Source organism: Sandarakinorhabdus sp., assembly GCF_031422795.1.
In the GTDB taxonomy this organism is placed as follows: Bacteria; Pseudomonadota; Alphaproteobacteria; order Sphingomonadales; family Sphingomonadaceae; genus Sandarakinorhabdus.
In genome coordinates, this window is the sequence record NZ_JANPML010000093.1 from 1 (window position 1) to 12447 (window position 12447).

The following is a 12447-nucleotide window of genomic DNA, read 5'->3' on the forward strand; positions in this document are numbered from 1 at the left end:
TGATCAGCGGGCAGTTGGTTGATGATCTTTTCCGCCGACGACGAGGTGACGATGATGTCGCTTTCGGCTTTCACCGCCGCCGAGCAGTTGATGTAGGTGAGGCTGATGTGATCCGGGTGAGCGCGGCGGAAACGCGCGAAATCATCCGGCGGGCAACTGTCTTCGAGACTGCAGCCGGCCTTCAGATCGGGCAGCACCACGGTTTTCTGCGGGGAAAGGATCTTCGCCACTTCGGCCATGAATTTCACGCCGCAAAAGGCGATCACATCGGCATCGGTGGCAGCGGCCTTCTTCGAAAGATCAAGGCTGTCGCCAACGAAATCAGCAATGTCCTGAATTTCCGGCGCCTGATAATAATGCGCGAGGATGACGGCGTTGCGTTCCTGTTTCAGGCGCAGGATTTCGGCCTTCAGATCGATGGCCGGGCCGCTGCCGAGCGGGTTCAATCGCGCGTCCATCACGCTTCTCCTTGGGTCTGCCAATTGTCGCCAGCGCGGGTCACCTTGCCGCGCCGTTCCAGATCAATCAGATGCGCCAGCACGCTGCGGCCGGCGGCCGGGTGCAGGCGTTTGTCCACCATGGCATACATGGCCGCCACCATCTGATCGATGGTCACCAGCCCCTCGCCAATGGCGCGCAGCACCTGGGTTTCGCGCTGGCGGCGGTGGCCCAGAAGATGCTTCACAAAGCGCTGCGGATCGGTGACCGGCTCGCCGTGGGTGGGGTGATAGATGGCATCATCGCGGGCCATCAGTTTTTCGAGGCTGGCCATGTAATCCGCCATGTCGCCATCGGGCGGCGCGACCACGGTGGTGCTCCAGCCCATGACATGATCACCGGTGAACAAGGCCTTTTCCTCGGCAAGCGCATAGCACAGGTGATTGCTGGTGTGGCCCGGCGTGGCGACGGCGGTGAGCGTCCAGCCGGGACCGGCGACGCTCTCGCCATCAACCAGCACCCGGTCCGGCGCATAGGTCGCGTCGAATCCGGCATCGGCGCGCGGGCCATCATCCGACAGCACCAGCGGTGCGCAGCCCACAATGCTGGCGCCTGTGGCGGCCTGCAAGGCCGGCGCTGCCGGTGAATGATCCATGTGGGTGTGGGTGATCACGATATGCGAGACCGTCTCGCCGGCCAGCCCATCGATCAGGGCGCGAACATGCGCCGGATCGGCCGGGCCGGGATCGATCACCGCCACCGTGCCGCCGGGCGGGCCGACGACGAACGTGCCCGTGCCAGTGAAGGTGAACGGCGACGGATTCTTCGCCAGCAGCCGGCGCACCAGCGGAGAGCGGGGCTGCAGATGCCCATAAGCGGCGCTGTCGGGGTGGCTGGCCAGATCCATGGCCTTCATGTGGCAGCGTAAACGGCCAATGTGAAGGGGCGGATACGTGACAACTCGGCTTGGCAAGGCCGCGCTGTTGCCGCATGCGTCAGTAATACTGGGCCGAAACGGGAGGAACAGATGCACTTTGATGTGGTGATCGTGGGCGGCGGCCATGGCGGCGCGGCGCAGGCGGCGCAGCTGCGCCAGCGGGGATTCGCCGGCAGCCTGGCCATCATCACGGCCGAGCCGGAACTGCCCTATGAACGCCCGCCGTTGTCGAAGGAGTATCTGGCCGGCGAGAAAAGTTTCGAGCGCATGCTGCTGCGCCCGCCGTCGTTCTGGACGGAGCGCAATGTGGAGGTGTTGACCGCAACGCGGGTGACGGCGGTGGATGCGGCGGCGCACCGCCTGACGACGACGGCAGTTGAGAATGGGGGGGGCGACATTTCCTATGGCCAATTGGTGTGGGCGGCCGGCGGCGATGCGCGTCGGTTGGGCTGCCCTGGCCACGATCTGGCGGGCATCCATGTCATCCGCACCCGGGCCGATGTCGATGCGCTGAAGGCCGAGCTGGGCGCACCCTGTCATGTGGCGGTTGTTGGCGGCGGCTATATTGGCCTTGAATCGGCTGCCGTTTTGACCAAACTTGGCCATCGCGTCACCCTGTTCGAAGCGCTCGACCGCGTGTTGGCCCGTGTTGCCGGGCCGGAGTTGTCACGCTTCTACCAAGCCGAGCATCGCGCCCATGGTGTGGTGATCGAAACCGGTGCGCAGGTCGCGGCCATCACAGGCGCTGACGGGCGGGCCGCCGTTGTTGTTCTCGCCGATGGCCGCAGCATTGCGGTTGATGCAGTCATCGTGGGAATCGGCATCGTGCCCGCCGTGCAGCCGTTGCTCGAGGCCGGCGCGCGCGGCGGCGCTGTTGGTAGCCCAGGGGGCGTGTGGGTGGACGATCACTGCCGCACCAGCCTGGCCGATGTGTTCGCCATCGGTGATTGCGCGCTGCACGCCAACAGCTTTGCCGGCGGCGCCGAAATTCGGCTGGAATCCGTGCAGAATGCCGCCGACATGGCGGCCACCGTGGCACGGGCCATCACTGGCGATCCCGCCCCCTATCACGCGGTGCCGTGGTTCTGGTCCAACCAATATGATCTGCGCCTGCAAACCATGGGCCTCAGCATCGGCCACGATCAGACCGTGCTGCGCGGCGATCCGGCAACGCGCAGTTTCAGCCTGATCTACCTGAAAGCCAGCAAGGTGATTGCGCTGGACTGCGTTAACGCCGCGCGCGACTATGTGCAGGGCAAGGCCTTGGTGGAAAAGGGCGTGGCGGTGGCAGCAGATGCACTGGCCGATACCGAAACGCCGCTGAAAGCCTGGCATCCCGCCTGAAGGAGCACATTGATGGACGTGACACGGCGGGGCTGGCTGGGGCTGACGGGAACCGCAGCGGTGGCCAGCACAGTGTTGAACACGCGGGCCAACGCCATCACCATCAGGCCTATGCTGCCCGATCCCACCGGCTTTGCACCAGCGCCGGGAATTGCCCATCTGAAATACAACGAGAATCCGCTGGGGCCGCCGGCATCTGCCATAAAGGCCATGGCCGATCTGGCGCGCAGTGCCTGGTATTATGCCGATGATGCCGAAGCCCGGCTGGCGGCGATGATCGGCAAACGGTTGGGTGTGCCGGCAGCGCAGGTGGTGCTGGGCCATGGCAGTTCCGAAGTGATCACCAGTGCCGCGCTGGCATGGGGGCGGCGCGGCACCATTTTGATGCCGGCGCTGCAGTTCGACGAGCCTTTGCTGTATCCAATGGCGCAGGGCCTGAATTATCGCCGGGTGGCCATGGCGCCCGATCTGGGCATTGATCTGGGCGCACTGGCCCGCGCCGCCGCGGCGCCCGATGTCGCCATGATCTATCTGTGCAATCCCAACAACCCGACCGGCATGATGCTGCCGGCAGCCGACTTGATCGCCTTTGCCAAGGCGCTGCCGCCGCGTATCACGCTGCTGGTTGATGAGGCCTATATGGAGCTGGCAAACGATCCGGCGGCGTCCACCATGCTGCCGCTCGTTCACAACGGCGCCAATGTCATCATCACGCGCACATTTTCGAAACTGTTCGGCATGGCTGGTCTGCGCATCGGCTATGCGGTGGCTTCGCCCGCCAACGCCGCCGAACTGAAACGCCACCGGGTGACCATCAGCCTCAACGCGCCCGGCCTTGCCGCCGCCATCGCGGCCTGGGACGATGGCGCTTTCCAGACAGAGAGCCGCAGCGCCATCATCGCTGCACGGCGGGTGCTGCAGGCCGGCGTCGCCAAGGCCGGCACCATCGCCTTGCCCAGCCAGACCAATTTCCTGTTTGTAAAAGTGGCTGACGCCAACCGTTTTGCCGCTGCCATGGCCCAGCGCGGCATATTGGTGCGCGGCGCCTGGGGACCGGCCTGGCCGGAATGGTCGCGCGTGTCGACCGGTCGCATGGCCGATGTCGAACGCTATGCGGCGGCTCTGCCCGCCCTCGTGAAGATCTGAGTCTTACCGAATACGAGCGGTCTACCGGGCAGGAAGGCCGAATTCGTTGGCATCCGCACGGATAAGCCCGGTTTGGCCGCCAATTTTTGCGGCGACCTGCCCAAGCAGACGGTTTGCGCGCGACTCAGAAGCGGGTTAGCGTGGCCAAAATCAGTTTTGGGGATATCGGCGTGAGCGAGACTTTTGATTTCATCATCGTTGGTGCCGGATCAGCGGGCTGCGTTCTGGCCAATCGCTTGTCCGCCGATCCCGGCACGCGCGTTGCGCTGCTGGAAGCCGGCGGCAACGACAACAACATGCTGATCCAGATGCCGGCCGGCATCGCCCAGATCATCCCGCCGGAAAAGGCCAGCCCCTATGACTGGAGCTTCTGGACCGAGCCGCAAGCGCATCTCGGCAACCGGCCGCTGTATTGGCCACGCGGCCGGGCGCTGGGCGGCTCATCCTCCATCAACGGGATGGTCTATATCCGCGGCCATGCCAGCGACTATGATCGCTGGAGCCAGCTGGGGTTGACCGGGTGGGGCTGGGCCGACGTGCTGCCCTATTTCCGCAAGGCCGAGGATTCCGAACGCGGCACCGATGATTTTCACGGGCAAGGCGGCCCGCTGCACACCAGCCGCAAGGGCGCCCTGCCCAACCCGCTGAATGCCGCGTTCGTCGAAGCAGCGGTGCAGGCCGGATACGGCAAGACCGATGATTTCAACGGACCGCAGTTCGAAGGCGTCGGCCAGTATGACGCCACCATCAAGGATGGGGAGCGTTTCTCTGCTGCCAAGGCTTACCTGACGCCCGAGGTGCGCAAGCGGCCCAATCTGCAGATCATCACCGGTGCGCAGGCCCGGCGCGTGTTGCTGGAAGGCAAGCGCGCCATCGGCGTGGAATATGCGCAAGGCGGCGCCGTGAAATCGGCGATGGGCCGGGAAATCATCCTGTGCGGCGGTGCCGTCAACAGCCCGCAATTGCTCATGCTGTCGGGCATCGGTCCGGCTGAACATCTAAAGCCGTTCGGCGTGGAGGTGGTGGCCGACAGCCCGGATGTGGGCGGCAATCTGCAGGATCATCTGGATGTGATCGTGCAATGGCATTGCAGCCAACCGGTGACGCTCAATAACAATGCGAAGTTCATCAACAAGATGATGGCGCTGGGCAAATGGGTGTTCACCCGCACCGGCAATGGCGCGCACATGCCAACACCGATGGGGGCCTTCCTGTCGACCCGCGAAGGCTTGGCCGCCCCTGATATCCAGATGCATTTCATGCCGGTGCGCGGCAATCCGCATGGCCGGGGCACCATGGATGGCCGCCATGGCTATCAGCTGCACGTCTGCCAGCTCCGCCCGGAAAGCCGTGGCACAATCCGGCTGAAATCAGCCGATCCACTGGCGGCGCCGGCGATCGACCCCAACTATCTCTCGGCACCCGAGGATGTCGAAACGCTGGTGCGCGGCGTGGAAATGGCCCGTGAAATCGGCCGCCAGCCCGGCTTTGCCTCCTACAACGACGGCGAAGCGTGGCCAGGCCCGGAAGTGACGGATCGCGCCGCCTTGCTGGAAAAGATGCGCGGCTGGGCCGAAACCATCTATCACCCGGTCGGCAGCTGCCGCATGGGCGTGGATGAACGCGCCGTGGTCGATGGCCAATTGCGGGTGAACGGCGTCGAAGGCCTGCGCGTAATCGATGCCAGCGTCATGCCCTATCTGGTATCGGGCAACACCAACGCGCCCACCATCATGATCGCCGAAAAGGCCGCCGATATCATCGCCAGTCGCGTCAAGCTGGAACGCAAGCTGGGGCTGGCCGCGTGAGCATCACGCCGTTCTCCATTCCGGTGAACGAGGATGAAGTCGCCTGGATTCGCGATCGTGTCTCCGCCTATCGCTGGTTTGAAGAACCGCCAAAGGCCGGTTGGCGGCACGGGGCGAACCGCGATTACATGCAGAGGCTGCAGGCGCACTGGCTCAACGATTTTGATTGGCCCGGCGCGGTGGCGCATCTCAACCGGCTGCCGCACGTGCGGGTGCAGGTGGGTGAAGACGGCGGCAAGCCCTTCCATCTCCATTGCGTCCATCTGCGATCAAGCCGACCGGATGCACGGCCGCTGTTGATCGCGCACGGCTGGCCGGGTTCGATCCTGGAATTCGACGCGATCATGCAGCGACTGGCCGAACCGGAAGACCCGGCCGCACCCGCCTTCCATGTCGTGGCGCCCTCGCTGCCCGGTTATGCCTGGTCTGACCGGCCATCGGCACCGATTGGCCCGCGCGAAGTCGCCCGCCGTTACGATGCACTGATGGGCGCGCTGGGCTATGAAACTTATATCTATCAGGGCGGTGATTGGGGCTGCGTGATCGGCGGCTGGATAGGGCTGGATTCAAGCCGGGTCGAAGCCATTCACCTCAATGGCTATGGCCTGCGCAGTGCCGACATGACGCCGAAGACGCCGGACGAAATGGCCTGGATGCAAAAAGCGGTCGCCTTGCGCGAAACCGAAACCGCCTATCTGCAGCTGCAGGGCACCAAGCCGCAAAGCCTCGGCTTTGCCATGATGGATTCGCCGATGGGAGTGGCCGCCTGGTTTGCCGAGAAATTCGTCGGCTGGTCGGATGTTTCTGGGCAAGGGGATTATACCGATCCGCCGTTCACCATGGATCAGATGCTGACCAACATCATGATCTATCTGAGCACGCGCAGCTTCCTGACCGCAACCTGGATCTATCGCGGGCTGTTCCTGGAAGGCGGCTTTGCAATGCCGGCCGATCGGCGCATCCAAGTGCCGGTTGGCGTCGCAGCTTTCCCGCGCGATCTGCTGGCCTTTCCGCCGCGATCAATGGTGGAACGCGGCTATAATGTCGCACACTGGACCACGATGCCACGCGGCGGCCATTTCGCCAGTCTTGAGGAACCGGAACTTTTCCTGGCCGATCTCAGGGCCTTTGTCGCCAGCCTGTGACCAGCGCCGATCCGGCCTGGGAGGTAACGGCAGGTCTCACGGCGTACCCGGCCGCTTTGGCGCGGATGCAGGCCATCGCGGCCGGAATCAGGCAAGGGAGTGATTCGGAACGTATCTGGCTGGTCGAACATCCCCCGCTCTACACGGCCGGCACCAGTGCCGATCCGGTCGAACTTGTTGATCCTGAACGATTCCCTGTCTTCAACGCTGGCCGGGGCGGGCGCTACACCTATCATGGGCCGGGGCAACGGGTGACATATGTGATGCTGGATCTGGCGGCACGCGGCCGTGATGTTCGGCGTTTTGTTGCTGCGCTGGAAGCCTGGCTGATCGACACGCTGGCCGAATTCGAGGTCGCTGGCAGCATCATCCCGGGCAAAGTGGGCGTCTGGGTGGACACGGCGGCCGGGCCAGCGAAGATCGCCGCCATCGGCGTGCGCGTGCAGCGCTGGGTAAGCTTTCACGGGCTATCGGTAAATGTCGCACCAGACCTTAATAATTTCAATGGGATCATTCCGTGCGGCCTGTCGGAACCAGTCACCAGCCTGGCGGCGCTGGGGCTCGGCACAACCCTGGTCGACGTCGATCGGGCACTGGCTCACCATCTGCCCGCCATGCTTGCACGTCTCGTCGCATGAATGTGGCATGATGCAACGACCCGCTTGCGCGATTTCACGCGCCTCGCTAATGTCTACCGCAGTTGGGGGATTAAGGCCGAGCCGACCCAACTCGTCCTGGGTTCAGGCGATACCGTCCAAGGAGAATAAAAATGACCATCATTGAAAAGCTGAAGACTGCCTCGATCATCGCTGGCGCCGCTCTCCTCGTCGTCGCTTGCGGCGAAAAGAAGGCCGACGAAGCTCCGGCCGCTGAAGCCCCGGCCGCTGAAGCCGCTCCGGCTGCTGACGCCATGGCCCCGGCCGCTGACGCCATGGCGCCGGCTGCTGACGCCGCTGCTGCTCCGGCCGCTGACGCCATGGCGCCGGCTGCTGACGCCGCTGCTGCTCCGGCTGCGGAAGCTCCGGCTGCCAAGTAATTTCGACTTTTCGTCGAATTGCTTTAGGAAGGGCCGTCCCGCTTGGGGCGGCCCTTTTTCTTGTTTTGGGAAGGAATAACCATGAGCCTTGCACAGATTACGGAACAGATGACCGAGCGCATGGGCGCCGGTGGCCAATTCAAGAAATCCGTGAAGTTCGACTTCGGCACCGACGGCCTGGTGCGGATCGATGACACCGTTTCGCCAGTCATCGTCAGCAATGAAGACGGCGCCACTGGCTGCAGCATCAAGGTTTCCATGGCTGATTTCATGGAAATCGCTTCGGGCAAGCAGAACGCGCAGATGGCGTTCATGATGGGCAAGCTTAAGATCGAAGGCGACATGTCGGTTGCCTTGTCACTGGGCAGCATCCTGGGCTGAACCTGACATGACGGCTCACCGGGCGTGGGCATCGCCCTGCCCGGTGGCCTTGAACCTGTGCGAATGGATTGTTGATGCGCTCAATTCTGTGGCTGACGTTGAGTTGTGTTCTTGTGGCGAGCGCTGGGGATGCTGCGCCGGGCAAGGGCAAACGTCCGGCACGCAAAGCACCGGCCAAGTCCGCCACCCGAATGCCGGCCAAACCAGTGGAGGCTGCTCGCCCCACAACGGCTGGTATAATGGTGCCCAAGGCTGTCGTTCTGGTTCGGCCAACCCCGGCTGAGGCAAGCGCCCATGCTGTGTGGACATTGCGCGCTGCATTGAATGTCGCGGCCTTGCAATGCCAATATTCGCCATTCCTGCGCACGGTCGACAACTACAATCAGATGCTGAAAAAGCATGGCAGTGAGCTGACATCCGCCCAGGCCACCGTGATGGGCCATTTCACGCGGACACTGAAGCGTGGCGGCGCAGCAGCTTTCGACCGCTACAACACCCGCAGCTACAATAGTTTTTCGACGCTGGATGCGCAGTATAATTTCTGCTGGGCTGCAGGCCAGGCTGGTCTGGCAATGCGCGTGGGAAATGTCGGCACGATGGGCCAGATCGCACAGGCGATGATGCCAGACCTTCGAGCCGCACTGGGCCACGTGCCACCGGCTGCCGGATTGAACGTGCCGCCATTGCCGCCATTGCCTGATGTGCGGCCGGATCTGGCAAACCTCACCGAAAACTGACCGACTGTCTTCTAGCGAGCTACCTGAGCGGCGCACGTCTGTGCGTGCTCGGGGGCGGCCTGCGCTTATCATTGCAAAGTGACAGGCAAAAAAAGGGGGAGTGGCTGAGCCACTCCCCCGATTTCGTTCAGCCTGTTGGCCGCTTACTGCGGCTGGCAGGGGCCCGTCGGGGCCGGCGCCGGAGCACCGCTGAAGGTGATTTCCACGCGACGGTTCTGCGGTTCACGCACACCATCGGCGGTATCAACCAGCGGACGGCCTTCGCCGAACGCTTCGGTGCCCATCGCATCAGCGGGAACGCCCTTGCCGGCCAGATAGGCCTTCACGGCATCAGCGCGACGCTGTGACAGCTTCACGTTGTAGTCGTCCTTGCCCGACTTGTCGGCGTGGCCGGCAAGCGCAACACTGGTCTGGCCAGTGGCGGCAAACTGTTCAGCAGCACGATCGAGGATCGCAGCGGCTTCAGCCGTGATGGCCGACTTGTCCCAATCGAAGAAGACCAGGAACGGACCCGGCGTCACAGCAGCCGGCGGGCACGGCGGCAGCGGCGGAGGGGGCGGAGGGGGCGGAGGTGGCGGCGGCGGCGGCGCGGGGGCCGGCGGCGCTTCAGCTTCGAAGAAGTTGTAGGTCAGAGTCAGCAGCACGCTGTGGCTGCGGAAGCTGTTGGAGACCGGCAGACCGTTGACGGTGAAGGTGTCAACCGAATTGACGTTCATCCAGCGATACTTCAGGCCGAGATCGACATGGTCGCTGATCGGCTTGTAAACGCCAGCCAAGATGTTCCAAGCAAACGACGTGTCAGCATCATCCTGGAACACCAGGCCCGGATTGCGCAAACGAGCAAACTGCTTGACGCGGGCAATACCGGCACCGGCGCCGACGTAGCCGCCGAAATCCTTGTCCTTGCCGCCAAAGTCGATCAAGCCGTTCAGCATGAACGCCAGCGCGCTGGCGGTACCACCAGCGTTAGGATATTGTTGAGCCAGCGGGATGCCCGGGTTCGAATTCACACCAGCGGCCGAAGTGAACGGGATCGCCGGGGGAGGGTTCAGCACGGTCGATTCACGGTTCTTGCCGCGCAGATAGTTCAACGCGAATTCGGTGCGGAAGCCGCCGAAATCATAACCAATATTCCCGCCGACATCAAAGCCGGGGAAATAGGTGTGCGTGATGGAGTTTTCGACCGTGGTCGCGCCGTTGGCGGTCGAGATATCAAGCCGCTGCTTTTGCAGCAGGTTCACACCCGCTTCCAGACCAATATACCAAGCCTTGTCCTTCGCAGAAGCCGCGCCCGAAAGCGCGGTGGCTGCGAGGGCGAGGCCGATCGCAAGCTTGCGCATCGTCTTCCCCTTTTTGTTGAACCAGTCCTATTCTGGCCTCAAGTTCGTCTGTAACGCAGGCGCTTGCGGGGATGCAAGTCTGGATTGGCAGAGATTGTTGCCCCGGCGCAACACTCCACTGGGGAAAATGGCGACAGCGATCTCTGTTTTCAGGAAATTATGCCCTGCTGCTGCAAGGCAACAAGCAATGCCGCAAGCATCGCGCGGGCTTGGCTGTCGACAAATGTGCCTCCGCTTGGCGCTGCCAAGCTGACCGGCGGCACCGCAAGAACGGCGCGGCCGGCGATAGCGAGACCGGCAACGGGCCATTGCGCCTGCCAACTGCCGCGATGGATCAACATTAGGCCCTCGTCAGACAGAAGGGCGATCTGCCCGTCGCGCGGCGTTTCCGGCAACCATGCCGCGCCCTGCCAGTGCAGCAGCGTCCCGGCGGGATGACCCCAGGCAACAGTTCCCGCGCTGGGTACAATGTAGCAGGCGCCAGATTGCGGCGCAGGCGGTGGCACAGTCAGGCTGCGAGATGCGACCACCAGGGCCACGAGCCGGTCCAGCGCCAGCACCGCTTCGTTGTGGGTGACATCTTTCTGGGCCTGGCCGGCGGCAATAAGCGGCAAGGCAAGACGCGGTGATTCGGGCATGGTTCAAGCTCCTGTTGAGGGAATGGCCAAAGTGGCAACCGGGCCCAGCGTTGCGCCCAATTGGGCCACATCCAGCCAAAGGGGCCCGGCCTGATCAGCCATGGTCCACAACGGTTCATTCAGATCGGCTGCCGCAACCGTTCCCGCCACGTCACGCAGGACAGCACGAAAAGCCAGCCGGCTTTCACCGATCGGCACATCGGCCAGATCTGGCCAGCCAAAGCCGGCCCGGCTCTGGGCAATCCAAGACATGTGCAATTGCCCAGCCTGCCGCCGCCACGACAGATGCACGGGCAGCAAAGGCCTGATCCCGGCGCCACCCAGCGTCACGGCCACCGGCAATGCGGCTGCATCACCGACCCCGGTGGCGCGCAGCAACACGCTTTGGCCCTGCCGTTCCAATGGCAATGCAACGGACAGCATGGCGCCCTGATCCAGCAGCACGAACCGTTCATCGACTGCGTGCGAGCTCACCTCCAGATCAGTGCCGCGCCGTCCACGCAGCAGGCCCGACAGGCGAAAGCGCCGGTTGCCCAGAGCCTCGGCCGTCGAGAACTGGATGATCTCTTCACCCAATAGGGCGAGATTCGCGCCGGCCAAGACGGCCGCTTCACCACGGCTTTCCAGCCACATGCTGTCGGCGAGCAGCTTCACTTCCACTCGGCCCAAGCGATCCCACCCAGCCGGGATCGCCGCTGGCAGGATTGACACGGCCCGCCCCATCGCCACCGGCGCTGGCAGCAAGCCGACAGGTTCGTAACTGGCGCCATCATCGAGGCTGAGCATAACGCCTGCCCGCCGCCAGCCGGCAGATGCACCGGCGCCGGCAATCCAGAGCCGCGGTCCATCCGGCAATTCGCCGGGCAAGGGTGGCAGATCGAGTGCCAACAGGCTCGTCGGGCCTGCGGACTGATCGCCGTGCACAAGTGCCCGGCCGGGATCACTAGGCTGCATCAGCGCGGCTACCGCGCCGACACGCACCAGTTCAAGGGTGAGCACAAAGCGTTCGAAGCGGGTTTCGCGAACCTGCCATTCCAGATCGTCTAGCCGCAACACGTCACCGGGCAAGATGCCAAGATAGCGCCACGGCAGCCGCAAGCTGCGCTGCTGCCGGCCGGCTGCAAGCCGCAAGACACGATCATTGCACAATTGTTTGGCAGCTGTTGCCGACAGCGCCAGCGGCAGGCCGTCGCCATCGACGCGCACCCCTGCCCGCAGGCGCGCCCGTTGCAGGCCAGGCTGATAATCGCGATCAACGTCGTAATAGCCCAGCTCGATCGCGTCCGGCGAAGACGCAACGGCATTGCGGCGTTGCCGTTCCCGCGTCTGCTGGCGGCCGTCGGCAGCTGCGCGGGCATCGGCAGCCCCGCTTGTGGCAATGGCAAGCGCCGGTCTGCCCGGCCCGACCAGCGCCCGGCCCGCTGCCAACACGCCGCCACTGGCCTTGAGCGAGGGCGCCAGCGCATCAGCCAGCGGAGCAGCCGCGCCAAGATAAAG

13 protein-coding genes are annotated in these 12447 nt (G+C 63.8%); 8 read left to right on the forward strand and 5 right to left on the reverse strand.

Annotation, left to right across the window (positions count from 1 at the left end; all coding sequences use genetic code 11):
• Positions 1-458, reverse strand: a 458-nt coding sequence (locus tag RMO81_RS03650; RefSeq protein WP_310474382.1) for a quinolinate synthase NadA, incomplete at its 3' end; no start/stop codon positions are given.
• Positions 458-1345, reverse strand: coding sequence for an MBL fold metallo-hydrolase (locus RMO81_RS03655; protein ID WP_310474395.1), 888 nt, complete (start codon positions 1343-1345; stop codon positions 458-460). The genes RMO81_RS03655 and RMO81_RS03650, both read right to left, overlap by 1 nt.
• 120 nt (positions 1346-1465) lie before the next feature.
• Here RMO81_RS03655 and RMO81_RS03660 point away from each other — a divergent pair, with 120 nt between their 5' ends.
• The 8 genes from RMO81_RS03660 to RMO81_RS03695 all read left to right on the forward strand — a co-directional run bounded on the left by RMO81_RS03660 (position 1466) and on the right by RMO81_RS03695 (position 8972).
• Complete coding sequence (locus RMO81_RS03660; protein WP_310474384.1) at positions 1466-2719, forward strand: FAD-dependent oxidoreductase; 1254 nt, start codon at positions 1466-1468, stop codon at positions 2717-2719.
• A 12-nt stretch (positions 2720-2731) separates the two neighbouring features.
• Positions 2732-3865 carry a histidinol-phosphate transaminase gene (locus RMO81_RS03665; RefSeq protein ID WP_310474385.1) on the forward strand — a complete coding sequence of 378 codons (1134 nt, stop codon included), beginning with the start codon at positions 2732-2734 and terminating at the stop codon, positions 3863-3865.
• A 170-nt stretch (positions 3866-4035) separates the two neighbouring features.
• Positions 4036-5673, forward strand: coding sequence for a choline dehydrogenase (locus RMO81_RS03670; protein WP_310474386.1), 1638 nt, complete (start codon positions 4036-4038; stop codon positions 5671-5673).
• Positions 5670-6818 carry an epoxide hydrolase gene (locus tag RMO81_RS03675; RefSeq protein ID WP_310474387.1) on the forward strand — a complete coding sequence of 383 codons (1149 nt, stop codon included), beginning with the start codon at positions 5670-5672 and terminating at the stop codon, positions 6816-6818. Before RMO81_RS03670 ends, RMO81_RS03675 begins: the two co-directional genes overlap by 4 nt.
• Entirely contained in the window at positions 6815-7456 is a 642-nt protein-coding gene (lipB, locus tag RMO81_RS03680) for a lipoyl(octanoyl) transferase LipB (protein ID WP_310474388.1), read from the forward strand. Before RMO81_RS03675 ends, lipB begins: the two co-directional genes overlap by 4 nt.
• Positions 7457-7587: 131 nt before the next feature.
• Positions 7588-7854, forward strand: coding sequence for a hypothetical protein (locus RMO81_RS03685; RefSeq protein WP_310474389.1), 267 nt, complete (start codon positions 7588-7590; stop codon positions 7852-7854).
• An 81-nt stretch (positions 7855-7935) separates the two neighbouring features.
• Positions 7936-8235, forward strand: a complete 300-nt coding sequence (locus tag RMO81_RS03690; protein ID WP_310474390.1) for an SCP2 sterol-binding domain-containing protein — start codon at positions 7936-7938, stop codon at positions 8233-8235.
• 386 nt (positions 8236-8621) lie between these two features.
• A complete protein-coding gene (locus RMO81_RS03695; protein ID WP_310474391.1) occupies positions 8622-8972 on the forward strand; it encodes a hypothetical protein in 351 nt (116 codons plus the stop codon).
• Between the two features lie 143 nt (positions 8973-9115).
• On the opposite strand, the gene RMO81_RS03700 is transcribed toward RMO81_RS03695, so the two are convergent.
• The 3 genes from RMO81_RS03700 to RMO81_RS03710 form a co-directional block, all read right to left on the reverse strand.
• Entirely contained in the window at positions 9116-10312 is a 1197-nt protein-coding gene (locus RMO81_RS03700) for an OmpA family protein (protein WP_310474392.1), read from the reverse strand.
• Positions 10313-10461: 149 nt separating this feature from the next.
• Positions 10462-10872 (reverse strand): DUF2793 domain-containing protein, encoded by a 411-nt coding sequence (locus tag RMO81_RS03705; RefSeq protein WP_310474393.1) that lies wholly within the window; start codon positions 10870-10872, stop codon positions 10462-10464.
• Between the two features lie 81 nt (positions 10873-10953).
• A partial coding sequence (locus RMO81_RS03710; protein ID WP_310474394.1) for a phage tail protein occupies positions 10954-12447 on the reverse strand: 1494 nt, incomplete at its 5' end.

What these genes read in the sequence shown, in the direction of transcription:
- RMO81_RS03690 (WP_310474390.1), top strand. Translation starts at nt 7,936, where the DNA reads ATGAGCCTTGCACAGATTACGGAACAGATGACCGAGCGCATGGGCGCC.
- RMO81_RS03700 (WP_310474392.1), bottom strand. Translation starts at nt 10,312, where the DNA reads ATGCGCAAGCTTGCGATCGGCCTCGCCCTCGCAGCCACCGCGCTTTCG.
- RMO81_RS03695 (WP_310474391.1), top strand. Translation starts at nt 8,622, where the DNA reads ATGCTGAAAAAGCATGGCAGTGAGCTGACATCCGCCCAGGCCACCGTG.
- RMO81_RS03685 (WP_310474389.1), top strand. Translation starts at nt 7,588, where the DNA reads ATGACCATCATTGAAAAGCTGAAGACTGCCTCGATCATCGCTGGCGCC.
- RMO81_RS03655 (WP_310474395.1), bottom strand. Translation starts at nt 1,345, where the DNA reads ATGGATCTGGCCAGCCACCCCGACAGCGCCGCTTATGGGCATCTGCAG.
- RMO81_RS03665 (WP_310474385.1), top strand. Translation starts at nt 2,732, where the DNA reads ATGGACGTGACACGGCGGGGCTGGCTGGGGCTGACGGGAACCGCAGCG.
- RMO81_RS03660 (WP_310474384.1), top strand. Translation starts at nt 1,466, where the DNA reads ATGCACTTTGATGTGGTGATCGTGGGCGGCGGCCATGGCGGCGCGGCG.